Origin of the sequence: Geminicoccus sp. (assembly GCF_036263595.1) — a bacterium.
Taxonomy (GTDB): domain Bacteria; phylum Pseudomonadota; class Alphaproteobacteria; order Geminicoccales; family Geminicoccaceae; genus Geminicoccus.
Window position 1 is genome coordinate 1 of sequence record NZ_DATAGQ010000173.1, and the last position, 23848, is coordinate 23848.

21 protein-coding genes and 3 tRNA genes are annotated in these 23848 nt (G+C 66.7%); 11 read left to right on the forward strand and 13 right to left on the reverse strand.

Going from position 1 to position 23848, the window contains the following annotated elements; genetic code table 11:
- Positions 1–64: 64 nt before the first annotated feature.
- Positions 65–140: transfer RNA gene (locus VHL31_RS18520), tRNA-Lys, on the reverse strand.
- A 136-nt stretch (positions 141–276) separates the two neighbouring features.
- Between VHL31_RS18520 and VHL31_RS18525 the strand changes: the two genes are divergently transcribed.
- Positions 277–351, forward strand: a tRNA-Gly gene (locus VHL31_RS18525).
- A gap of 8 nt (positions 352–359) precedes the next feature.
- On the opposite strand, the gene VHL31_RS18530 is transcribed toward VHL31_RS18525, so the two are convergent.
- From VHL31_RS18530 to VHL31_RS18560, 7 genes are all read right to left on the reverse strand, one after another.
- The gene (locus VHL31_RS18530) at positions 360–701 is read right to left on the reverse strand and encodes a winged helix-turn-helix domain-containing protein (RefSeq protein ID WP_329662726.1); all 342 of its coding nucleotides are present in this window, start codon (positions 699–701) and stop codon (positions 360–362) included.
- A 64-nt stretch (positions 702–765) separates the two neighbouring features.
- The gene (locus VHL31_RS18535) at positions 766–1884 is read right to left on the reverse strand and encodes a DUF1513 domain-containing protein (RefSeq protein WP_329662727.1); all 1119 of its coding nucleotides are present in this window, start codon (positions 1882–1884) and stop codon (positions 766–768) included.
- A gap of 1 nt (position 1885) precedes the next feature.
- Entirely contained in the window at positions 1886–2851 is a 966-nt protein-coding gene (locus tag VHL31_RS18540) for an imelysin family protein (protein ID WP_329662728.1), read from the reverse strand.
- A gap of 4 nt (positions 2852–2855) precedes the next feature.
- Positions 2856–3965, reverse strand: coding sequence for a di-heme oxidoredictase family protein (locus VHL31_RS18545; protein WP_329662729.1), 1110 nt, complete (start codon positions 3963–3965; stop codon positions 2856–2858).
- 13 nt (positions 3966–3978) lie between these two features.
- The gene (locus VHL31_RS18550; protein ID WP_329662730.1) at positions 3979–5409 is read right to left on the reverse strand and encodes a multicopper oxidase family protein; all 1431 of its coding nucleotides are present in this window, start codon (positions 5407–5409) and stop codon (positions 3979–3981) included.
- Between the two features lie 28 nt (positions 5410–5437).
- Complete coding sequence (locus tag VHL31_RS18555; RefSeq protein ID WP_329662731.1) at positions 5438–6703, reverse strand: imelysin family protein; 1266 nt, start codon at positions 6701–6703, stop codon at positions 5438–5440.
- A 180-nt stretch (positions 6704–6883) separates the two neighbouring features.
- A tRNA-His gene (locus VHL31_RS18560) sits at positions 6884–6959 on the reverse strand.
- Between the two features lie 263 nt (positions 6960–7222).
- On the opposite strand from VHL31_RS18560, the gene VHL31_RS18565 reads away from it, so the two are divergent.
- The gene (locus tag VHL31_RS18565; protein ID WP_159710069.1) at positions 7223–7561 is read left to right on the forward strand and encodes a P-II family nitrogen regulator; all 339 of its coding nucleotides are present in this window, start codon (positions 7223–7225) and stop codon (positions 7559–7561) included.
- A 300-nt stretch (positions 7562–7861) separates the two neighbouring features.
- Here the strand turns inward: VHL31_RS18565 and VHL31_RS18570 are convergent, their stop codons facing one another.
- On the reverse strand, positions 7862–8068 hold the full coding sequence (locus tag VHL31_RS18570; RefSeq protein ID WP_329662732.1) for a DUF2735 domain-containing protein: 207 nt from the start codon (positions 8066–8068) through the stop codon (positions 7862–7864).
- Between the two features lie 400 nt (positions 8069–8468).
- Here VHL31_RS18570 and VHL31_RS18575 point away from each other — a divergent pair, with 400 nt between their 5' ends.
- The 4 genes from VHL31_RS18575 (at position 8469) to parE (ending at position 15025) form a co-directional block, all read left to right on the forward strand.
- On the forward strand, positions 8469–9515 hold the full coding sequence (locus tag VHL31_RS18575; RefSeq protein ID WP_329662733.1) for a glutamine synthetase beta-grasp domain-containing protein: 1047 nt from the start codon (positions 8469–8471) through the stop codon (positions 9513–9515).
- 462 nt (positions 9516–9977) lie between these two features.
- Complete coding sequence (gene glnA / locus VHL31_RS18580; RefSeq protein ID WP_329662734.1) at positions 9978–11405, forward strand: type I glutamate--ammonia ligase; 1428 nt, start codon at positions 9978–9980, stop codon at positions 11403–11405.
- 130 nt (positions 11406–11535) lie between these two features.
- Positions 11536–12942, forward strand: a complete 1407-nt coding sequence (locus VHL31_RS18585) for a glutamine synthetase beta-grasp domain-containing protein (protein ID WP_329662735.1) — start codon at positions 11536–11538, stop codon at positions 12940–12942.
- 112 nt (positions 12943–13054) lie between these two features.
- On the forward strand, positions 13055–15025 hold the full coding sequence (gene parE, locus VHL31_RS18590) for a DNA topoisomerase IV subunit B (protein ID WP_329662736.1): 1971 nt from the start codon (positions 13055–13057) through the stop codon (positions 15023–15025).
- Positions 15026–15155: 130 nt separating this feature from the next.
- On the opposite strand, the gene VHL31_RS18595 is transcribed toward parE, so the two are convergent.
- Positions 15156–15845 (reverse strand): alpha/beta fold hydrolase, encoded by a 690-nt coding sequence (locus tag VHL31_RS18595; protein ID WP_329662737.1) that lies wholly within the window; start codon positions 15843–15845, stop codon positions 15156–15158.
- Between the two features lie 158 nt (positions 15846–16003).
- On the opposite strand from VHL31_RS18595, the gene VHL31_RS18600 reads away from it, so the two are divergent.
- The 3 genes from VHL31_RS18600 to VHL31_RS18610 all read left to right on the forward strand — a co-directional run bounded on the left by VHL31_RS18600 (position 16004) and on the right by VHL31_RS18610 (position 18559).
- Entirely contained in the window at positions 16004–17596 is a 1593-nt protein-coding gene (locus tag VHL31_RS18600) for a DEAD/DEAH box helicase (protein ID WP_329662738.1), read from the forward strand.
- Positions 17593–18204, forward strand: coding sequence for an NUDIX domain-containing protein (locus VHL31_RS18605; protein ID WP_329662739.1), 612 nt, complete (start codon positions 17593–17595; stop codon positions 18202–18204). The genes VHL31_RS18600 and VHL31_RS18605 overlap by 4 nt, the downstream gene beginning before the upstream one ends.
- Before the next feature lie 64 nt (positions 18205–18268).
- Complete coding sequence (locus VHL31_RS18610) at positions 18269–18559, forward strand: ETC complex I subunit (RefSeq protein WP_329662740.1); 291 nt, start codon at positions 18269–18271, stop codon at positions 18557–18559.
- Here VHL31_RS18610 and VHL31_RS18615 read toward each other — a convergent pair.
- Both VHL31_RS18615 and VHL31_RS18620 read right to left on the reverse strand, forming a co-directional pair.
- Positions 18543–20030 carry an AAA family ATPase gene (locus tag VHL31_RS18615; RefSeq protein WP_329662741.1) on the reverse strand — a complete coding sequence of 496 codons (1488 nt, stop codon included), beginning with the start codon at positions 20028–20030 and terminating at the stop codon, positions 18543–18545. The genes VHL31_RS18610 and VHL31_RS18615 overlap by 17 nt on opposite strands.
- Before the next feature lie 33 nt (positions 20031–20063).
- Positions 20064–21659 (reverse strand): NAD(P)/FAD-dependent oxidoreductase, encoded by a 1596-nt coding sequence (locus VHL31_RS18620; protein WP_329662742.1) that lies wholly within the window; start codon positions 21657–21659, stop codon positions 20064–20066.
- 122 nt (positions 21660–21781) lie between these two features.
- On the opposite strand from VHL31_RS18620, the gene VHL31_RS18625 reads away from it, so the two are divergent.
- A complete protein-coding gene (locus tag VHL31_RS18625) occupies positions 21782–22726 on the forward strand; it encodes a 2-hydroxyacid dehydrogenase (RefSeq protein WP_329662743.1) in 945 nt (314 codons plus the stop codon).
- Positions 22727–22744: 18 nt separating this feature from the next.
- On the opposite strand, the gene VHL31_RS18630 is transcribed toward VHL31_RS18625, so the two are convergent.
- Entirely contained in the window at positions 22745–23131 is a 387-nt protein-coding gene (locus VHL31_RS18630) for a hypothetical protein (protein ID WP_329662744.1), read from the reverse strand.
- 146 nt (positions 23132–23277) lie between these two features.
- Between VHL31_RS18630 and VHL31_RS18635 the strand changes: the two genes are divergently transcribed.
- Positions 23278–23838: a TRAP transporter small permease subunit gene (locus VHL31_RS18635; protein WP_329662760.1), complete on the forward strand. Its 561-nt coding sequence runs from the start codon at positions 23278–23280 to the stop codon at positions 23836–23838.
- Positions 23839–23848: the final 10 nt, after the last annotated feature.

Consider the following 23848-nt stretch of genomic DNA (forward strand, 5'->3'; position numbering starts at 1 on the left):
CCTAAACGTCAGGAGGCACCATCACCTGAGGAACCCGCTAAGCCTTCGCATAGAAAGGCCGGTTTGGTGGGTGTACACAGACTCGAACTGTGGACCCGCTGATTAAGAGTCAGCTGCTCTACCAACTGAGCTATACACCCACCGGCGGTGGCGCGGAGATAGGGGAAGGCGCGGCGGGCGTCAACACCCCGGCGCCACGAAAGCGGTAGGGGATCGGCAAGGCAGCGTTGCGAGACCGTTGCGTAGAATGTCAGGCGCGGCTATCGAGGCCCAGGCGCGGGTGTAGCTCAGTGGTAGAGCAGTAGCTTCCCAAGCTACGTGTCGAGGGTTCAATTCCCTTCACCCGCTCCAAGCTCCCCTCATGTCGCCAGTCTCGCCGCCACCATGGCCATCATGTCCGCGGCCGAGCGCGACGCCTCCCCTTCGACCCGGCGGTAGGCCGCCACCACCGAACGCCCGAACGGCGTCAGCTCGGCACCGCCGCCTTGCGCGCCACCATGGCGGGAGGCGACCAGCGGGTCGGTGAACATCCGGTTCAACTCGTCGATCAGCGACCAGGCGCGCTTGTAGGACATGCCGAGCGCGCGCCCGGCCGCACTGATCGAGCCGGTCTCGCCGATCGCCTCCAGCAGCCTGACCTTGCCGGGACCCAACCGGCGCCCACCGACAAAATCAATCCGGACGCTGATCGACACCTGCATGCCATGGCCCTCCCGCCGCGCGCTCATCCTGCACGCAGGACGCGACGGTGCGAATGGCCGGCGTTCAGCCGCGGGCGTGCATGGGGACCAGATGGTTGTCCCAAGCCACGCGTGCCTGGGCCAGGTCGTTCGTCCGCCCGCTCGGCGCGTCGATCTCGATCAGACGCCCGGTACCGCTGCTGGCGATGAAGCGGCCGGCCGATCCTTCCGCGGCGATGCCGCAGCCATCCGGCAACGGGACCTCGTGGCGGATGGCCCCCTCGCCGTCCAGGATCAGGATGCGGTCGGCTCGCGGGCAGGACACCGCCAGCCATTGGCCGCTCGTGTCGAAGGCGATGCTGCCGGTATACTGGCGCAGCTCAGCCGCCCGTGGCCTCAACTCGTCGGCCAGCCGGAAGCCGCTGCCGTCCATGATCGCCACGAGCGGCACCTCGGCCAGGGGATCGCCCTGGAATTGGCAGGCGCAGGCGATGCGGCCCTGCGCATTCACCGACAGATGGCGCAGCGAGAGCTGGTGCAGGTCCCCTTCCAGCGGGAACTGCTCGATGAGCCGCCCCGATTCCATCTCCATGAGCGCCAGCGAGGGACGCATCGTGTCCAGGTTCAGCTTCAGGCGCTTGCTCTGCGGATGGCTCAGGATGCCGCCCACGGCCACCGCCAGGGTCTTGTTGTCCGGCATGACCGTCACGTCGTGCGGGCCGATGCCGTAGGCCGGCAGCTCCGCGAGCTTCCTGAACCCGTCCAGGACATCGTAGACCCCGAGTGCGCCGTCTTTGCCGTCGAACCGGTTCTCCACCGCGAGCAGCAGGCGTCCGTCCGGCGTGAACGTGCCGTGGCCGGCGAAGTGACGGCCCTGCTCGGTCTCGAACACCGCCATGCGCTCGCCCGTCGCTGTTGCGAAGGCCACGGCGAAGACGCCGGGACGCCTTGCGAACACGACCGCCAGGTCCTCGCTCGGATGGACCGCGAAGCTGTGGCCGCGTGCCGGCAGGTGAATGCCGAACGGGCTGTTGCCGTCCGGGGCAAGCCCGGCCGCACCGTCGCCGCCGACAGGCTCGGTACGGCAGCCCAGCCATCGCGGCGTGACCCCGCCATGCTCGGTCGCCGCCGCCATGGCCAGCACGGGATCGACGAACGGCAGGCCCGCCAGCATGTTCAAAAGCGGTCGGCGCGCGAGCTTCATGTCAGTCGCCATCCAGCGCGTTGAACCCGAGTGTCTCGCCGATGGCCGGTGCCAGCCGCTCCACCACCAAAAGCCGCCATTGCTGGACCTCGTGCAGCAGCGCCTCCACCTGCGCCCGTCCAGCCGGATCGCTCACGGCCTGGTCGAGCGGCATCGCGACGTCTGCCAGCGCCCTCCGAGTGCGGGCGAACTGGTCGCGCAGTATCCGGTCCAGCTGCGGCCTGACCTCGCTGTCGGCCAGGCGCGTCGCCACGCCGTCCGGCGGAAGGTAGATCCCCTCCACCGCATCCAGCGATGCGCCGATCAGGTCGAGCGACAGGCCGCTGCGCCAGGCTTCGGCGCGCTGGCCGCGGGCCGTCTGGATGTCCAGGCCGAGCGGGCGGTCGATCTTCTCCTGCGAGATCCGGTCCAGGCTGTCGCGCATCGACACGAACAGGAGCCGCTGGCGGTCGGTGGCCGAGAGCCGGGTGGTGGTGAAGGTGGACGCGGTCTCCTGGCCCAGCGCCGCCTGGGTCCGCCCCACCTCCCGCAGCATGGCGCAGCGGACAGGCGACAAGGGATCGTCGTCAAACAGCACGATCTCTGCCAGGCCCAGCCCGGTCGACGCCAGGCCCTGCGGTTCGCCGCTCGCCAGTGCCTTGCCGATCTGCCGGGTGGCCGAACCATGCGGGTCCGGCCAGAACCAGACCTGGCTCGGCAGGTCGCGCGACGCCGCCGGGCCGACCAGCCAGGGCCGTGCCTGCTGCCAGCGGATCGCGAGGTCGCGAAAGGCGCTCCTGGCCGTAGCCAGGGCAGCCGGATCCGGTGTCGCCGGCGGCGGCGGGCAGGCCGTGGCCGTGGCGCCATTAAAAGTAGCGGCCGCCTGGCTCCAGGCTTCCACCGCCTGGTTGCCGCGCTCCGCCAAGTCCGCTTCGGCCAACGACGCGGTGACGAGCAGGATCCCGGTGGCCAGGCCCAGAAGGCGCATCGGATCAGAGACCTTTCAGGAAGTCGAGGAGCCGGTCGCGGTCCGCCGCCGGCATGGACGTGACGTTTGCGACGGACATGCTCGCCTCGCCGCCGTGCCACAAGATGGCTTCCATGGCGTCGCGCGCCCTTCCGTCGTGCAGTAACGGCAAATTGTTCTGCAGGCGGGTCCCCAGCCCCCAGAGCGGCGTGGTGCGCCAGCGCTTCCGGTCCGGATCGTCCGGATCGTCGTCGGCCAGCCCATCTCCCAGGTCATGCGAGCGGAAGTCCGAATAGGCGGCGAGCCCGCCTGCCTGCGGCTGGTGGCAGGCCGCACAGCCGGCAGCGTCGAAGCGGGCCAGGCCTTGCGGATCCGGTGGTGCCAGCGGCGGCGGTGGCGGCAGGGCCCGCACATAGCTGGCCAGCGCGTCCACCACCTCGTCCGACAGCTCCGCCTCCTGCTCGGCCCCTTGCGGTGCCGCCCGGCATTCGGCCTGCGCCGCCGTGCAGTCGCCCCAGGCCTCCGGCCGTGCCGTCGTCGACAGGCCCAGATCGAGCAGCAGCGCTTCCTCGACTTGCGCCTTCAGGCTGGCATGGCTGCCCTTCAGGCCGAAGGGGCGCAAGCCGCTGCCTCGCAGGGCCGCCTCCACCCAGCCCAGCCCGGCAAGGTCGGGGGCCAGCCGCAGCGAGCCATGGGCCATCCCGGCACCATCCTGCGTCACCCGCCATGCCGGCGCGCGCAGTTCCACGACCGTTCCGTCCGCCAGGCGCCGCGTCTCCGTGCGCCATGCCAGCTCCAGCTCGCCCTCGACCCGCTGGCCCGGCACCGCCTGGGTCTGCAGTTGCCGGCCGAGCGGGGAGTGCGCGGGCAACCGCAGGACGAGGCCAGCCGATCCGGAACCGCCCTCGCCCGGCAGCTGGCCGCCACCGCCGCCGGGGTGACAGCTGGCGCAGGCGCGGGCGTTGAAGAGCGGCCCAAGCCCGTCGCTCGCCTGGTTGGAGGCGCCGGCAACCGTCCAGATCCGCTCGAACAGCGCCTTGCCGACTGCCACGTCCAGACTTCGTGCCGCCAGGGAGGCACTTGCGGCCATCACCAGCACGCAGGCAGCAAGGGCGGCCATGCGTGCCGTCGCCACGCGCCGCCGTCCCTCAGGCAACTCGGAAATAGCCCATCATCCCGGTCTCCTGGTGCTCAATGACGTGGCAGTGCAGCATCCAGTCGCCCGGCGCATCCGCCACAAATGCGATGCGCACCCGGTCGCGAGGACCGAGCAGCACCGTGTCGGCACGCTGCCCGGCTGTCCCCTGACGCGGATCCAGCACCTGGAACGTCACCCCGTGCAGGTGGATCGGGTGCTGGTTCTGCGTGGCGTTCACCAGCTCGATCTCGTAGCTGCGGCCCCGCTGGAGATCGAACAGGGCCGGCGGCAGGCGCTCGTGCCCGGCTTCGGGCCAGCTCTGCCGGTTGATTGCCCAGTGCGTCGAGCCCGACAGGCACATTCCATCCGCATAGCGCAGGATCTGGCCGTCCGGCAGCACGAGGTCGCTTGCCACTGCCGTCGCCTGGAAGGTCAGCCTGAGCTTCTCTGCAGTCCACGGATCGGGCGCTGGAAAGTCCGACAGGATGAGGGGCTGCGGGTCGAACCTGCCCCGGTCGATGCCAGGGCCGACGCCGCGAAACCTGGCCAGCGGGATAGGTTCGGCAGCGAAATAGTCGAACAGGACGGCTTCCTCGCCAAGCCCAGGGGCGCGCATGGCGAGATCCAGCCGCATGGCGGGGCCGAGCCGCCAGGTCTCGAGGGGGAGCGGCGGCAGCCCATTGCCGTCGACCGCGATGGCGGCGGCGTCCGCACCTTCCACCCCCAGTTCGGCGATTCGGGTCGGGTCGACGTTGAGGAGGCGGACCCGCACGTCGCCGCCGGCCGGCACGTCCATCACCGGCACGACCTGGTCGTTCACGGTCCGGAGCCTGCCGAACGTACCGGCCTTGGCCGCCGCGGTGGCGCTGGTGAACGGGGTAAACCTGCCCTGCTCGTCCACCCGCCAGTCGCGGAGCACGCAGACCAGCTCCGCGTCGAACGGGACTGTTTCGTCGCCTTCCACGATCAGCACGCCGGCCAGGCCACGCCCAAGCTGCTCGATCGTGTTGCAGTGCGTGTGAAAGAAGAACGTGCCGGTGTCGGGCGGCGTGAAGGCGTAGTCGAAGCTGTCGCCCGGCCGGATCGGCGGCTGGGTGAGATAGGACACGCCGTCCATCGCGTTCGGCACCCGGATGCCGTGCCAATGGACGGAGATATGCTGGTCCAGCCGGTTCTCGACGTGCGCATGCAGCTCATCGCCGCGACGCAGCCGGACGATCGGCAGCGCCTCGTCGCCGAAGGTCCAGGCCTGGACGACTGGCCCCTCGGCCCCGCCGATCCGGTGCGGGCGCTGGGCGGCCACGAGGTGCCGCTCGACGGTCCGGCCGGTCTCGCACAAGGCAGCGGCCACCGGTGTCGACCGGACAGGCGTCGCCGCCGTCATGCTGCCGGCCGCGAATGCCGCAGCGCCGGCCAAAAGGCCACGCCTGGCGATGCGCATCGGTTGGTCCTCCGCTATCGCCCAATCCTCAGGGTGCCACGGCCGCAGGATCGTCCAGGCTGTCCGATCCCTCGACCGTGATCGCTACGCCGAGCGCCGCTACGACCTCCTCGACGCCGCGCGTCTGGGCCACCAGCGCGTCGACCGCCGCCTGCAACATCCCGTTGCCCTCGGCATTGTCGGCCGCCAGCATCTGGTCGTAGGCCATGCGGCCGGATTCGGCAGCCTCGCGGATGGCACCGAGCTTGGCCGTGGTGTCATCCATCAGGCCCGTCACCTTCTGGGCAAGGTCCGGCGCCTTTTCCGCTGCCAGCGCCTGCACCGACGGCCCCTGCACCACGCTGCCGTCCAGGCGCTGGTAGCTTCCGCTCCAAAGCGCGGTCATGCCGACCTGGTCGTAGTAGTGCGAGTTGTGGGTGTTGTCGGAAAAGCAGTCATGCTCCTCTTCCGGATCGTTCAGCAGGAGGCCCAGCTTCATCCGCTCGCCGGCCAGTTCGCCATAGGACAAGGAGCCGATGCCGGTCAGGATCCGGCCGATCCCGGCTTCAGGGGCGACCGACGTCAGGTCCTTGCGTGCGGCGCCACCGGGCTTCCAGGCGTCCGCCATCTCCTGGAGGTCCGTCACCAGCAGATCGGTCGCCGCCGACAAATAGGCGCGCCGACGTTCGCAATGGCCGCCCGTGCACTGCTCCAGGCTGTAATCCGTCCATGGACGCATGCCGGCACCGGGGCCTGTTCCGTTCAGGTCCTGTCCCCAAAGGAGGAACTCGACGGCGTGATAGCCGATCGCGACGTTGGTCTCGACGTCGAGCGCCTCCTGCAGTTGGTCGCTCAGGAGGTCGGGGGTGATCTCGGAGGCGTCCACCACATCCTTGCCGACGCGAAGCTGCGGCGATGCCACCACGTTCAGGGTGTAGAGCGGGTTCTCCTCGGAGCTGTCGCCATAGGACATGTCGACATAATCGATCAGCCCCTCGTCCAGCGGCCAGGCATTCACCCGGCCCTCCCACTCGTCGACCAGGGGATTGCCGAAGCGCAGGGCCTCCGTCTGCTGATAGGGTACGCGCGCCGCCTTCCAGGCCGCCTTGACCGCCTCGTGCGCTTCCTTGGACGGTGCGCTCAGGAAGGCGTCGACAGCCCGGTCGAGCGCTTGGGCCGAGGCCAGCGAATCCGCGTACATGGCCGCGCCGATTTCGGCATAGGTGGCGACCACTTCATCTGGCTCGACGGCACGGGCCTGGGCGGCCAAGGCCATGGAGGCCGCCGTGATCAACAGCACTACCGGACGACGCATCGGGCACCCTCGGATTCATCTGGCGCCAGTCTGGCGCCGCTACGGCATTATTCCGAGGGAAGCCGTATTCTTCTGATCCGACGCTGACAACACGATCCCCACAATCGTTTTAATTAGAACTATTCTATGCGTGACCCGTTCAACGGCAGGTCGAACGCATCAACATCGATCTGTGGGGGGTGGGGCGAGCGACCGGACTCGAACCGGCGACATCCAGGACCACAACCTAGCGCTCTACCGACTGAGCTACGCCCGCCATCCGCGCGGCTCAATGCCTGGGAGCGAGCCATTCGTCAAGCGGGACGGGAGCGACGGCTGGAAATGCACGACTTCGGAGCGTTGTGCCGCTAATCTGCGCAACGTCGCCTCATTTTTGTGCAACCGGCCCGACGCTCGCATTTTGTGGGAGCGGAGACCTCCACCTCACCGAAGCTGGCACGCGCTGTGCATAGCTACGCGGGCAAACATCGGTACGGTCAAGTTTGCGCTACGACCGTTCGTCCTGGAGTAAGACGCGCAATGAAGAAGATCGAAGCCGTCATCAAGCCGTTCAAGCTGGATGAGGTCAAGGAAGCCCTCCAGGAGATCGGCCTGAAGGGCATGACCGTGACCGAGGTGAAGGGCTTCGGCCGCCAGAAGGGCCATACCGAGCTCTATCGCGGCGCTGAATATGTCGTGGACTTCCTGCCCAAGGTGAAGATCGAGGTCGTGGTGGACGACCAGCTGGCCGAGCGGGCGGTCGAGGCCATTCAGCAGGCCGCCAAGACCGACCGGATCGGCGACGGCAAGATCTTCGTCTATTCGGTAGAGGATGCGGTGCGCATCCGTACCGGCGAGCGCGGCAACGACGCCCTCTGACCGCTCGACGGCCGCTGCTTCCATGAAGCCGGGGCGGCAGCCATGCTGCCGCCTTTTTCATGCACATCGCGCAAGACCCACGAGCGGTCCCCGCGCTGGACGCATCCGAGGCTTTGCCTGAAGGCCCGGGACGACGGCGTAGGCAAATGGCTACGTCTCGTCACGCAGCAGGCCTGGCGCTTGGCGCGCCACGGGGATCGGAAGGACCGCCTGGCTTTCCAGGCTCGGCTGGCCTTTGCGGCCGCCACGGCTCCTGACCAGGTCCGATCCGCTTGAAGATGCGGCTCCGCGATCGATGCGTCAGCGCTTCTGGTTGCGCTCCGCTTCCTGGACCGCCTCGTCGTGATACCAGCACCCGCCCAGCGCGATCTTGGGCAGGCGGATCATCGCAAGGTCGACGACCGACTGGTTGTCGTTGCGCCGCTGGTCGCCGGACGACACCGGTGCCCGTGCCCGGGCGGGGAACTGGTAGATCCTGGCCGTACCGTCAGAAGAACTCGAAGTCATGGGTTGTTGCTCCATCCGCCGCTGGATGCGGGCATGATCATAACCGTGTCATGTCGGTATTGCACGTGATTTGCGCAATGTGCCTGTTTCAAAATCAGTTGCTGCTCTTATTTTAATCACTTTTGCTTTCATGCTGCTTCGAAACGCAGTCGCCGCTGCTTTGGGCAGTGCTTCGATCAGATCAGAACGTTTCTCGGACCACCGAGTTGCACGACTTGGCGGCAGGCTCTGCGCCCCGGCTGCCCATGGCGGCATCACCTGCCCGCCGTCCGCCCGGCTGGCTGGCACATAAAATGCATCTTCTCCCGCAGCCGTGGGCGGCCGGACGCGCGATGCGTGGCTGGGCACGCATCGGGAACGCGCCACGCTTCATGTCATCATGCCTAATGAGAGGCCCAAAGTGACGAAGTATAAGCTCGAATATATCTGGCTCGACGGCTACACGCCCGTCCCGAACCTGCGCGGCAAGACGCAGATCAAGGAGTTCGACTCGTTCCCGTCACTGGACGAGCTGCCGCTCTGGGGCTTCGACGGAAGCTCGACCATGCAGGCCGAGGGCCACAGCTCCGATTGCGTCCTCAAGCCGGTCCGCGTCTTCCCCGACCCGGTGCGCACGAACGGCGTGCTGGTGCTCTGCGAAGTGATGATGCCGGACGGCGAGACCCCGCACCCGTCCAACAAGCGGTCCACGATCCTGGACGACGAGGGCGCCTGGTTCGGTTTCGAGCAGGAATATTTCTTCTACAAGAACGGCCGCCCGCTGGGCTTCCCCGAGCAGGGCTACCCGGCACCGCAGGGCCCCTACTACACGGGCGTCGGCTACAAGAATGTCGGCGACATCGCGCGCAAGATCGTCGAGGAGCATCTCGACATCTGCCTGGCCGCCGGCATCAACCATGAAGGCATCAACGCCGAGGTGGCCAAGGGCCAGTGGGAGTTCCAGATCTTCGGCAAGGGCTCGCGCCGTGCCGCCGACGAGATGTGGATGGCGCGCTACCTGCTCCTGCGCCAGACCGAGAAGTACGGCATCGACATCGAGTTCCATTGCAAGCCGCTCGGCGACACCGACTGGAACGGCTCGGGCATGCATTGCAACTTCTCAACCGCCTACATGCGCGAGGTCGGCGGCAAGGAGTATTTCGAGAAGCTGATGGCGGCCTTCGAAACGGCCCGCGAGGACCACATCGCGGTCTATGGCCCGGACAACCACATGCGGCTGACCGGCAAGCACGAGACCGCGTCGATCCATACCTTCTCCTACGGCGTGGCCGACCGCGGCGCCTCGATCCGGGTGCCGCACAGCTTCGTGCGCAACGGCTACAAGGGCTATCTCGAGGATCGCCGCCCGAATTCGCAAGGCGACCCCTACCAGATCGCCTCGCAGGTCCTGAAGACGATCGCCTCGGTGCCGACCGGCGCGCAGGTCGGGATCTCGGCCGCGGCCTGACCTGGGCGGGAATCTGGCGGCGGGCAGCCTCTCCCTGCCGACAGCCACTCCCCCACGATCATGAGGCGGCGCCAGCGCGCTGCCTCATGCTTGATTGCGTGGAGGTGCGCGGGCAGCCCTGGCGCCGTCCCGCTCGACTTGTCAGCCCTTGCCCGCGACTTGGCACCTGACGAGAACGCCTTCTCAAACTTGAAGGCGGTGCCTAGAAAGGCCCGCACGCGAGCCGTAGACGAGCTCCTGGGCGCCATCGGAAGCAGGATCGGCCCCGGGGCGGGCAAACGGGAACGACAAGTCCCGTCGCCGCCATGGGAACGATGGCAGTCGATCGGGAACGCCCGGCGACCAACATCCCGTCGGCCGGGCGGCCAGGGGTCCAGTTCGGTGATCGTCCAGGCAGCGACTGGACGGTCGGGGCTAGATGGAAACCAACGATCACCCCGGGGGGTGAGGAAGGCGACTGAGATGACGCTGGGTTGCAAGACGTCCGCGGATGTCATGACGGCCATCAAGGAACATGGCATCCAGATGATCGACGTCCGTCTGACGGACGTTCCGGGAACTTGGCAGCATATCAGCTACCCCGCGCAGATCTTCGAGCAGGACCAGATCGAGGAAGGGCTCGGCTTCGACGGCTCCTCCGTCCGCGGCTTCAAGACGATCGAATCGTCGGACATGCTGCTGATGCCCGACCCCACCACCGCCTTCATCGACCCGTTCTACGAGCACAAGACGCTCGTCATGATCGCCGACGTCGTCGACCCGGTGACCGGCGAGTTCTACAGCCGCGACCCGCGCGGCATCGCCAAGAAGGCCGAGGCCTACCTGAAGTCGACCGGCATCGGCGACAAGGCGTTCTTCGGCCCCGAGGCCGAGTTCTTCGTCTTTGACGACGTCCGCTACGGCCAGGACATCCATTCCGGCAGCTACTCGGTCGACAGCGTCGAGGGTTGGTGGAACATGCGCAAGGATGAGGGTCCGAACCTCGGCTACAAGATCCGGCCGAAGGAAGGCTACTTCCCCTGCGCGCCGACCGACACGCTGCAGGACCTGCGCGCCCGGATGGCGCTGACCATGATCGACATCGGCCTGACCGTCGAATGTCAGCATCACGAGGTGGCGACGGCCGGCCAGTGCGAGATCGACATGAAGTTCGATACGCTGCTGGCGATGGCCGACCATCAGATGAAGTACAAATACGTCGTCAAGAACGAGGCGGTGAAGGCCGGCAAGACCGCGACGTTCATGCCCAAGCCTCTCTACGGCGACAACGGCTCCGGCATGCATTGCCACCAGTCGATCTGGGCCGAAGGAAAGCCCTTGTTCGCGGGCGACAAGGAGTACGGCCTGTCGGACATGTGCAAGTGGTACATCGGCGGCCTGCTCAAGCACGCCCCGGCGATCCTCGCCTTTGCCGCACCGACCACCAATTCCTATCGCCGCCTGGTGCCGGGCTACGAGGCGCCGGTGAACCTGGCCTGGTCGGCCCGCAACCGTTCGGCGGCCTGCCGGATCCCGATGTACTCGAACAGCCCCAAGGCCAAGCGCGTCGAGTTCCGCTGCCCCGACCCGTCCTGCAACCCGTACCTGGCCTTCTCAGCCATGCTGATGGCAGGCCTGGACGGCATCCGGAACAAGATCGACCCGGGCGAGGCTACCGACAAGAACATCTACGACCTGCCGCCCGAAGAACTCGCCCACATCCCGACCGTGCCGGGTTCGCTCGCAGCGTCTTTGGAAGCGCTCGCGAACGACCACGAGTTCCTGCTGCAGGGCGAGGTCTTCTCCAAGGACTTCATCGACAACTACATCGCGATGAAGAAGACCACCGAGGTCGATGCGATGGCGCTGCGCCCGCATCCTTATGAGTTCGTGCTCTACTACGACTGCTGAGCCCCATCGGTTCATGCATGGCAGGGGCGGCCCCGACGGGCCGCCCCTTTTCTTTTTCGCGCGAACGGCTACTCGGACGGCAGCGAAGCTTCGGCGGCATGATCAGGGTGCGCGCCGGGAGACCGATCCCTTGTCCGACGTCGATTCACTGATCCAGACCATCGCCGACCAGCGCATCCGGATCTGCCACCTGCGCTTTACCGACACGGCCGGCCATGTTCGCCAGATCTCGATCGAGACCGGCGTGCTGAACCGTTCCCTGTTCACCGACGGCTTCATGATCGACGGTTCGGCCGTGCCCGGCTGGCACGCGCCCACCGAGCCCGATCCGGTGCTCCGCCCCGATGCGGCATCCTCCTTCGTGGATCCGTTCGCGGCCCAGCCGACGAAGGTCGTGTTCTGTTCCGCCGTCGAAGCCGGCACGAGCCACTATTACGACGCCTGCCCCCGCGGCACGCTGGAGCGGACGTTGCAGCACGTGCAGCGCGGCCTGGGCGCCGACCAGGTCAGCATCGGCATGGAGCTGGGCTTCTCGCTGTTCGACGATGTCCAGTTCGACCAGGAGGCCTACCGCGTCGGGCACCGGCTGACCGCCATGGAGGCGCCTGCGGCGTCCGGCCAGGCCTATCAAGGCGGCAATCCCGGCCATCGACCGGCAGCGCGGCGCGCGGCGTTCGTCATCCCGCCACCCGACCATTTCTCCGACCTGCGCAGCGAGATCGCGACCATCCTGGCCGGGTGCGGCATCCCGGGCGTCACCCATGGCCATGGCCGGGGAGCGTGCCAGCACGTGCTGATCCTGCCGCCGGCCCCGGCCCTGGTGGCCGCGGACCGGCTGCAGATCGCCCGCTACGTCGTCCAGAACGTGGCGGCCGGCTACGGCAAGAGCGCCACCTTCGTGCCGAAGCCGTCACGCGACGAGCACGGCGTCGACCTGGTGATGTCGGTGGCCGCCTACGCCGCGGGCCGGGCCCTGTTCCACGGCTCTGCCTATGCCGACCTCAGCCCACTCTGCCTGTCGTTCATGGCGGGCATCCTCGCCCATGCCCCCATGCTGGCCGCGTTCACCAACCCGTCGACCAACTCCTACCGGCGCCTGCGCCCGGGCGAGGAGGTGCCGACCGTGCTGGCCTATGCCGCCAACAACCGCACCGCCGCCGTGCGCATTCCGCTGACCTCCCGGCCTGAGCAGAAGCGGCTGGAACTGCGGTTTCCCGATCCCCTCGCCTGCCCCTATCTGTCGATCTCGGCGATGCTGCTGGCCGGCCTGCACGGCGTCGCCCGCAAGCTGGAGCCGGACGATCCGCTCGATCGCAACCTCTACGACCTGCCGGCCGAGGAGCATGCGCTGAGGCACCTGCCGCGCTCGCTCGACCAGGCGCTGGACGATCTCGACCGCGGCCGCGAGGTGCTGACGGCTGGCGATTGCTTCTGCGGCACGCTGATCGACACCTATCTGGCGCTCAAGCGCGCCGAGGCCGACGAGATCGCTGCCATTCCCCATCCCGCGGAGCTCCGATTGTACTGGTCGAACTGAAGCGCCATCTCCTTGACGTGGGCGCCGCGGCCAAGCTTCTAGCACCCACCAAGCCGGCAATGACGACGAGAGTATGGAGGCCACCCGCGAGACGGGGCGGCCGGAAGCGAGCATGAGCGACCTGTTCGAGCAGAGGACCACCGACGGGCGCGGTGACTATACCGCGCATGACATCGAGGTTCTGGAAGGCCTGGAGCCGGTTCGCCGGCGGCCCGGCATGTATATCGGCGGCACCGACGAGCGGGCGCTGCACCATCTGGTAGCCGAGGTCCTCGACAACGCCATGGACGAGGCGGTGGCAGGCCATGCCGACCGGATCGAGCTGGTGCTGGAGAGCGCCACCCGCGTGACGGTCCGCGACAACGGCCGCGGCATCCCGATCGATCCGCACCCGAAGTTCCCGGACAAGTCGGCGCTCGAGGTGATCCTCACGACCCTGCATTCCGGCGGCAAGTTCTCGAACAAGGCCTACCAGACCTCCGGCGGCCTGCACGGCGTCGGCGTGTCGGTGGTCAATGCGCTGGCCTCGGAGCTGATCGTCGAGGTCGCCCGCGACCGCAAGCTGTACCGGCAGATTTATTCGCGCGGCACGCCACAAGGTGCCATCGAAACGGTCGGCAACGCGCCGAACCGGCGGGGCACCACCGTGACCTTCACGCCGGACGCCGAGATCTTCGGCGCCGACGTCGCCTTCTCGCCGGCATCTCTGCACCGCATGGCCCGCAGCAAGGCCTACCTCTTCAAGGGCGTGGAGATTCGCTGGTCCTGTGCGCCCGAGCTGGTCAACGGCGGCAAGACACCCGCCAGCGAGAACTTCCACTTCCCGAACGGCCTGGCCGATTTTCTTGCGGCTCAGCTGGAAGGCCGCGAGCGTGTGGTGGACGATGCGTTCGCGGGCGAAGCCGACCTGCCGGAAGCGGCCGGACGGATCGAGTGGGCGGTGGCCTGGCCTCTCGACGAGGAGGGCTATGAGGGGTTCTACTGCAACACGATCCCCACGCCTTTGGGCGGCACCCATGAGCAGGGCCTGCGTGGCGCCCTGCTGAAGGGCATGAAGGCCCATGCCGAGCGGATCGGTGCTGCCAAGCGCGCGGCGAACCTGGTTGCCGAGGACGTGCAGGGCAGTGCCGTCCTGATGCTTTCCGCCTTCATCCCGCAGCCGCAGTTCCAGGGCCAGACCAAGGAGCGGCTGGTCTCGGCACAGATCACCCGGCCGATCGAGAACCGGCTGAAGGACCGGTTCGAGACCTGGCTGGCCTCCCATCCCGCCGCCGCCAGCCGCCTGCTGGACCATGTCTTCGACCGGGCCGACGAGCGCCTGGCCCGCAAGAAGCAGAAGGACGTCCAGCGCAAGAGCGAGACCCGCAAGCTCCGTCTGCCCGGCAAGCTGGCGGACTGCGCGCGGGAAGGCCGCGACGGCACCGAGATCTTCCTGGTCGAAGGCGACAGTGCCGGCGGCTCGGCCAAGCAAGCACGCAATCGCGATACTCAGGCAATCCTGCCCCTGCGCGGCAAGATCCTGAATGTCGCCTCCGCCACGGCCGACAAGCTCGCCCAGAACAAGGAACTGATCGACCTCGTTACGGCGCTCGGCTGCGGCTCGGGCAAGCATTTTCGCTCGGACGACCTGCGCTACGACAAGGTCGTCATCATGACGGACGCCGATGTCGACGGCGCCCATATCGCCGCGTTGCTGATGACCTTCTTTTACCGCGAGATGATCAAGCTCATCGAGCAGGGTCATCTCTACCTGGCGCAGCCGCCCCTCTATCGCCTCTCGCATGGCGGAAAGATCGCCTATGCGCGCGACGACAAGGACAAGGCGCGGGTCCTGGCCACGACCTTCAAGAACAAGAAGAACGTGGAGATTGGCCGGTTCAAGGGCCTGGGCGAGATGAACCCGAGCCAGCTCAAGGAGACCACCATGGACCCGTCCAAGCGGCGGATGGTCCGGGTGGGACTGGCCGACCTCGAGAACAAGACGACGAGTCAGCTGGTCGAGGAGCTGATGGGACGCAAGCCAGAGCTTCGGCTGGCCTTCATCCAGGAGAATGCCACGTCGGTGGCGGAACTGGACGTCTAGCTGCCGTTGCCCCCGCGGGCCGGTTCATGCGATGATCCCCCGTTGCCCTGCCAAGGCTTGGGGGACCGGTGACGACACCATGATTTTTGCATGAACGAACCCGAGGGATCGTTGCCGTTCAATGACTTGACTAGCGGGCGAGCCAGCTGCGCAGGGCGTCCGTCACCGCTTGCGGCCGCTCGAGCGGCGCCAGGTGGCCGCAACCGCCGAGGATGACTAGGTCCGCACCCGGAATCGCCTCGGCCATGGCCATGTGGCCGGCCGGCAAGGTGATCTGGTCCAGCCGCCCGCACAGCACGAGGGTCGGGCAGTTGATGCTTGGAAGGCCCGGTCGCATGTCCCGGCGCGCAGCGATCGCCTCCTGCTGTCGGCGAAAAGCTTCCACACCCGTCCACGCGGCCATGTCAGCCAGCACGGTCAGCATGGCAGGCGTCCGATGATCCGGTGCCAGCCACCCAAGGCCGAGGCCGGCCGCGACCGTCGCGAAGGCACCAGCCTCGGCCTGCGCGACCTGCGCCATGCGCCGCTGCCGCCCTTCCTCGGTGTCCGGCTCCGCCCGGGTGCAGGTCAGGGCCAGCCGCTCGACCCGCTCAGGTGCACGCGCCACGACCTCCTGCGCCAGATAGCCGCCCATCGACAGCCCCACCAGGGCGAATGGACCCTGGACTTCCGACAGGAGCCGTTCCGCCATCGCACCATAATCGGCATCACGTCGATGATCGAAGATGATGACCTGATGCTCCGCCGACAAAGCCTCGACTTGTGCCTGCCAAAGTCGTGGACTGCACAAAAGCCCGGGAACCAAGACGATTGTCGTCACTTTAGATGTTCCTTGTCGACCGCTTGTCCTGTCGGCGATCCTCCGTGACCGCATCTCAGGACTGCGAGGGCGGGTCAAGCGACCCGTTCGCGTTGACTTTCCAATGGAAAGTCTTAATGAAACGGCGCAGTCTCAACTGTTTGATCGGCTCTGCTGCCTTGACCGAAACCGCCCCTTCGAGCCCCGCCTTTGCAGCGCTGGGGCTCCGGGAAGAGATTCTCCGCTCGATCGAAGATTCCGGCTACACGACACCCACCCCCATTCAGGCTGCCGCCATTCCGGTCGTGCTGGCTGGGCGGGACGTGCTGGGCATCGCCCAGACCGGTACCGGGAAGACGGCGTCCTTCACGCTGCCCATGATCGAGAAGCTCGCGTCGGGGCGTGGCCGGGCGCGGATGCCGCGTTCGCTGATCCTGTCGCCGACCCGTGAGCTGGCGACGCAGACGGCCAAGAACTTCGAGACCTACGGCAAATACCTGAAGCTGACCCATGTCCTGCTGATCGGCGGCGTGGGCATGGGCGACCAGGAGAAGCAGCTTGAGAAGGGCGTGGACGTCCTGATTGCCACGCCCGGCCGGATGCTGGACTGGTTCGAGCGCGGCCGCATGCTGCTGGGCGGCGTGCAGATCATGGTGATCGACGAGGCCGACCGCATGCTCGACATGGGGTTCATCCCGGACGTGGAGCGGATCATTTCCCTTTTGCCGGCTCGCCAGCAGACCCTCCTGTTCTCGGCGACCATGCCGAAGGAAGTCCGTAGCCTGGCCGACCGCTTCATGCGCGACCCCGCGGTCGTCGAGGTGGCGCGCCCGGCGACGACGGCGACCAATATCGACGACGTCGTGGTGATGTGCTCGCCGCGCGAGAAGGTCGACACGCTCGTGCGCCTGATCCGCGACCAGGACATCGACAAGGCCATCATCTTTTCCAACCGCAAGAAGTCGGTTTCGGAACTCAACAAGACACTGAAACGCCGCCGCCTCAATGCCAGCGACATCCACGGTGATCTCGACCAGTCCCAGCGCCAGGCGACGCTGGATGCGTTCAAGCGCGGGGATGTCGACTTCCTGGTGGCCACCGACGTGGCCGCACGCGGCCTGGACGTTTCCGACATGCCGGTCGTCATCAATTTCGACGTGCCGACCCACCCGGACGACTATGTCCACCGCATCGGACGGACGGGGCGTGCCGGCCGCAAGGGCCGCGCCTTCACCTTCGTCACCTCCGAGGAGCTGAAATACCTGGCGGCCATCACCGGATTGGTCGGCCGCGAGATCCCGGCGCTGGAAGTCGGGGGCAGCAGCGGCCCGGGCGAGGGACCGATTGCGGCGGCCGTCGCTGGCGGCAAGACAGCCGATGCCGAGAAGCCGCAGCGTGCCAGGAAGGAAGCCCGCAAGCCGGAGGAGCCGGCGCTGCGCCGGAAAAGGACGCCGAAGAGCGAGGACGTCGCGACGCCGGATGGTGTCGAGGGCGGCGAGAAGCCGGCCCGCCGCCGTCGCACCGCGCGACCGGCACCCGTCGAGGCTCCGCTGGTCGGCACGGACGATCCGCAGCCCGATCTGGCTGATGCGACCTATCAGGAGCCGGCAAGGGAGCAGGCAAGCGGGGAGGCCCGCCGCCCGGTCCAGGCTGAGGCCGGGCGTAGCCGCCAGGATCCGCGCGAGGAGCCGGTGCTTGGCTTTGGCGATGCCCTGCCGGCCTTCATGCGCATCAAGGTGCCAAAGACGGTCAAGCCAGCGGACGACGAGTGACGGGGCAGGACAAGCGACGCTTCGAGGTCCTGGAGCGTCGGGAGGTCTGGCGGGGCTTCTTCCGGGCCGAGGCACTGAAGATCCGCCACGAGTGCTTCTCCGGCGGCGAGGTCGAGTGCGCGCGTGAACTCTGGTTCCAGCGGCGTGCCGTGGCAGTCCTCCCCTACGATCCGCGCCACGACCGCGTCCTGCTCGTCGAACAGTTTCGCACGGGCGCCATGGAGCATCCCGAGGGACCATGGGTGCTGGAGGCGGTGGCCGGCATGGTCGATGGCGATGACGGTCTTGAAGAGACCGCGCGCCGGGAGACGATGGAGGAGGCCGGCCTGAACCTGTGGCAGTTGGAAGAGGTCGGCGTGTTCCTCTCCTCGCCAGGCTGTACGACCGAGCGCGTCCACACCTTCATCGGGCTGGCCGACCTGCCGGCCGAAGGATCGGTGTTCGGCCTCCAACAGGAGAGCGAGGACATCCTCACCCACATCCTCTCCTTTGACCAGGCGATGGCGGGCCTGGAGAATCGGCGGATCCTCGGCGTGACCGCCCTGGTCGGGCTGCAGGCCCTGGCTCTACGGCGCGACCGTTACCGGCAGCAGGTGGGCGCCGGCTGATGACGCTTGCGGAGGTCGCATCGGCCCGGATAGACGACCAGTACCTGCCTGTGGACCAATGACCATGCCGGACGCCCGTATCTTTCAGCCCGCCAGGACCGCCATCCAGTCAGGGCGGGCCAAGACCCGCTTCTGGCTGCTGGAGATGGAGCCGCGTTCGCGCAAGGATCCGGACCGGCTGATCGGCTGGGTCGGATCCGACGATACCACGCAGCAGATCTCGCTGAAGTTCGAGACCAAGGAAGCGGCCATCGCCTATGCCGAGCGCAACGGGCTGACCTATCAGGTCGACGACCCGCACAAGCGGATCGTCAAGCCGAAGTCCTACGCGGACAACTTCATCCGCCGCTTCTGAGCGCCTCCCGCGCATTGGCGAGCGTCGCCTCCTGGTCGCCGGAGGCGTCGATCTCCTTCCATGTGATCTGATCCCTGTTGATTGCCGCCAGTTGGCGGTCGAGCACGTCTGTGGTCGCATCCGACGCGTCGTTGCGGCGGCGGCCGATGCGCCCTGCAAGCACCTCGCGAGGTGCGGTAAGCCAGAGGCCGAGGAACCGCTTGCCTGCTTGGGCCGCCGCCGTCTCGATCGCTTGGCGCTGATCGGGCTCGCCATACACGGCATCGGCAATGGCGGCGTGCCCGCTCGCCAGGAGCCCGGTGGCACGTTCGCTGATCCTGCGGAACACCTGCTCGCTGACCTCCGGGCTATAGGCGGATTGCGCCAGCTTCTGTTCGGGCTCGATCCCGTGCATGCGCTTGCGGATGACATCGGAGCGCAGGATGACGGCACCCGGCAAGGGTCCGAGGTCGGGCGCCAGGCCGCGGGCGAGCGAGGTCTTGCCGGTACCGCTCACACCACCGAGCGCCACCAGGACCGCCGGCCGCTCCTCGAACGACCGCAGTGCTAGTGCCAGATAGGCGCGCGCAGCCTCGCCATGCCCCTGCAAGCCCTCGATCTTCGCACGCACGGCCGCCCGCGTTGCCAGGCAGAGCGGCAGCAGCGCCACGGCCTCGTCGTCCTCGCTCACTTCCAGCCAGCCCTGCAGTGCGCGATGGGCGTGGCCCGGCAGCCCGCGATGCAGCAGGTCCATGATCAAGAACGCCAGGTCGTAAATTACGTCCACGCTGGCAAGACCGGCATCGAACTCCAGGCAATCGAACGGTGTGGGCTCGCCCTGCAGCAGAACGACATTGCCCAGATGCAGATCGCCGTGGCAGTGGCGGACCTTTCCCTCTGCGCGCCGGCGCTCCAGTAGGTCGCAGTGTCGGCGGAGATGTTCCTGCGAGAAGCGGTCCAGCTTTTCGACGGAAGTCCGTTCTAGGATATGGGGACAAAGGTCCATCAGGTCGGCCGAATTGCCCTCCACGACCTCGGCCAGCCCCTGGAAGCCGCCGCCATCTGCGACGACCGCGGCTTCTCGATGAAACCGCGCAACGTTGCGCGCGAGCTTCTCGATCACCTCGACCGGAAGAAGGCCCCTGTCTGCCATCCGGTCCAGTTGGTCGTCCCGGTCGAAACGTTCCATCTCGAGCAGCCATTCGACCGGCTCCCCCTCGCCGTCTACCTCAAGCCTGCCGTCCGCTCGCCGCACGACCGGCATCACAGCCCGATAGATTGCAGGTGCTGTACGCCGGTTGAGATCCAGTTCGGTACGGATGATCTGCTCGCGCTGCTTCAGGCTCGAGAAATCGAGGAAGCGGAACTTGACCGGGCGCTTCATCTTCCAGGCGCGCCTCCGGCCGAGGAAGACGTGGGCGCCGTGCGTGTCTACCCGTTCGACCGGTTCGCCCGAGCCGCCCGCTTCAAGGAACGCTACGACGTCGTTCACCTTCCTGCTCCCCTCGACGTGGATGCCGCAGGCCTAGCCACGCCTTCCCTTCAGGTCCTTCAAGATCTCACGTGCGGCGTTGTGGCCGGGAATGCCAGACACGCCGCCGCCGGGATGGGAGGAACTGCCGCACAGATAGAGCCCCTGAATCGGCGTACGATAGTCGGCAGCGCCTACGCCCGGCCGCTTGAAGAAAATCTGGTCCGGAGCGAGTTCGCCCTGGAAGATATGGCCCTGCGGCAGGGCAACGACCTCCTCGATGTCGGGGGCCAGCAGGACCTGCATGTCGATGATCTCCGAGGACCAGCCGGGTGCGAACTCGTCCATCGTGGCCAGCACGTTCTTCACGAAGTTCGGCTTCTCGGTTGCCCAGTCGCCGCCCTTCAGCTGGTAGGGTGCGTGGCCGCCAAACAGGTTCACGACATGCTTGCCAGGCGGTCCAAGCGTGTCGTCGCGGATCGTCGGGACCACGGGCGTGACGAACGGCTTGGCAGAGTACCAGCCATATTTCGCGTCGTCGTAGGCCCGCTCCAGATAGTCGATATCCGGCGCAACATGGACATAGGTCGGATAGTCGAAGCCCACGTCTTCCTTTCGGAAGGAGCGATATTGTGGCGGATGGTGACAGGCAACGTTCATCTTGAACGCGGTGCTGAAGGTCCGGTAGCCCTCGATCTCCCGCATGAATTCGAGCGGTAGCTCCTTCCGCTCGACCAGCTGCGTGAACAGTGTCTTCGCGTTCAGGTTCGAGACGACGACCGGCGCGCGATATTCCTCCCCGTTCGTAGTGACGACGCCGACCGCCCTGCTGCCTTCCACAAGCACCCGCTCGATCGGCCGCTCGGTCTTGATCTCCAGGCCGAAACGGCTCCCGGACTGGGCGATTGCCTGCGTGATCGCGCCCATCCCGCCCCGCACGAAACCCCATCCACCCGCACCTTCATGCTCGCCCATCACGTGGTGCATGAGGACGTAGGCGGACCCCGGCGATTTCGGGCCCGCAAAGGTGCCAATCGAAGCATAATAGGCCAGGACGGCCTTGACGTAGTCGCTCTCGAACCACTCGGACAGGAGGTCGTAGGCGGACATCGTCATCAGGTCGAGGACCCGGTAGAACTTGCGGCCGATCTTCCGGTGCCGCCAGACAAAGCCGGCTGTCTCGCGCATCCCCTGCAGATCGGTTCGGGTGATGTCGATCGGCGTCTCGAACAGCATCTGCCGGACGACGTTCACTGCCTCCATCAGCCACTTGTCGAATTCCGGGTAGATCTCCGCATCCTTCTTGGAGAAGCGCGCGAAGCTCGCCTGGGTCTTCCGTACGTCGTCGGAGAAGACGATGTAGTCTTCGCCATATAGCGGGCAGAACAGGTCGTTGGCCGGCAGGACCGTCAGGCCGAACCGGGCAAGCTCCAGCTCGCGGATGATCTTGGGATGCAGGATCGACATGACGTAGGAGAAGATCGAGCCGCGGAAGCCCGGAACGAACTCCTCCGTCACGGCGGCCCCGCCGATGACGTGGCGTCGCTCCAGCACGAGGACCCTTTTGCCTGCCTTCGCAAGGTACGTACCTGCGACGAGGCCGTTATGGCCGGCGCCAAGGATGATGGCGTCATAGCTCGATGCAGTCATATCGTTCTCCGTCTGGCGCCATTTCAGCCGACGCGTTCGCTCCGGGCAACGCGCAAGCGGCGGCCCTTCTCCCTCGGCAGGCATACGGCTAGCTTCGCCAAGCGTTCCAATGGGAGGTCGTATTGAAGCCAGAGATCTTGATGCTGCGTGGGCTGCTGCCCCGGCAAACCGCCCAGTTGGACGAGCAATATGTCTGTCACCGCCTGGACTTGGCTGACGATCGTGAGGCCATGCTGCGTGACGTTGCCGCCGACGTGACCGCCGTCATCACATCCGGCGAGATTATCTGCGGTGCTGCCCTGATGGACCGCCTTCCCCGGCTCGGGATGGTCGCCTGCTTTGGCGTGGGCGTGGACGGGATCGACCTGCCCTACTGTCAGGCCCGCGGGATCGCCGTGAGCAACACGCCGGACGTCCTGACCGAGGATGTGGCCGACATCGCGATCGGCCTGACGATCAGCACGCTCCGTGGCATCACGGCGGGCGACCGCTACGTCCGGCGTGGCGACTGGCAACATGGTCCACTGCCCCTGTCTACCAGGATCGGCGGCAAGACGATGGGCATCCTCGGGCTCGGGCGGATCGGTAAGGCGATCGCAACGAGGGCAGAGGCGCACGGAATGACGGTTGTCTGGCATGGTCGCCATGATCAGCCGGACGTCCAATGGCAGCGCTTTCCTGACTTGGCGGCCATGGCTGCCGCCATTGACATCCTCATGATCGCCTGCCCCGGCGGGCCCGCCACGCGCGGTCTCGTCAGCAGGGAGGTGATCGATGCGCTCGGTCCGAGCAGCTACCTCGTCAATATCAGCCGCGGCTCGGTGGTCGACGAGACTGCATTGGTCGGTGCCCTGGTCGGCGGCAGGCTTGCCGGTGCCGGTCTCGACGTCTTCGCCGATGAGCCGAACGTGCCGGCACCGCTGCTGGATCTGGAGAACGTCGTTCTCACTCCGCATATCGGCTCCGCCAGCCGTGAGACGCGCGACGCGATGGCGCAACTGGTGGTCGACAATCTCGACGCCTTCTATGCGGGTCGTCCGCTCCTTACGCCCTGGCCGTTCTCATGAGCATCAAGACGATGCTGCTCAAAGCGGTCCTGCGCGCAACTTGGCGATTTGCGGTGGCGCAGCATCGGCATCGGGCGTCATCCACGAGCACCCGCCCAGCCCCAGCCCCTCGAACGGCACCGGCGGCAGGACAAGCCAAGCCCCGAGGGCCTTCAGGCGCTCCACCGAACCGAGATCGTCCAAGCTGACCTGAGTAACGCCGGGCAACCACGTATCCCGGATCGGGCGAGCACCTGCGTTCAGCGTCGCGCTCAGGATCGACTCCCGGGGCCAGTCGGGTGGAAAGGCCACGGTCGCCCGACCGCTGCTGGACGGGGGCAACTGTGCAGCACTCAGCATAGAAGCCATCGCCGCCGCCCAGCCGATCAGGACCAGGCAACCCAGCAGCACCAGGCGCCTACTCATCGCCGAATCGCTGCATTGCCCGCCTCAGGCTTGGGCTTGATGCAAAGCTCTCAGGCAGCCAATGTCGCGCGGCGCTGCGCACATCGTATCCATACAATCCGTTCGGCAGCGCAGCAGCAGGCAGCCAGGGAGGCAACAGCGTGGACATGCTCCTCGCGCTAAGTCGCGCGATCGACCGGCTCAACATGCTGATCGGGCGCACGGCGATGTGGCTCATCCTGCTGGCCGTGGTGATCTCGACGGTCAACGCGATCATCCGCAAAGCCTTCGACGTCAGCTCGAACCTTTGGCTCGAAATGCAATGGCAGCTGTTCGGGTGCGTCTTCATGTTCTGCGCGGCGTACACGCTCCTGATGAACGAGCATATTCGGATCGACATCCTGAATGCCCGCTTTCCCAGAAAGGTGCGGAACTGGATCGAGCTGCTGGGCCATGGGCTCTTCCTGCTTCCCTTCACCCTGCTCATGATCGTCGACGGCTGGCCGTTCTTCATGCGCTCCTATCTTGGCGACGAGCAGTCGTTCAACTCGGGGGGCCTGCCGCAATGGCCGGCCAAGTTCCTGGTGCCAGCGGGCTTCCTGCTGCTGTTCATCCAGGGCATTTCCGAGATCATCAAGCGGATCGCGGTGATGCGCGGCCTGATCCCGGACCCGCATGACCGGCACGACACCGAGCCGGTCGGCACCAGAGAACCAGAACCCGTCTGACGTCCAGCGC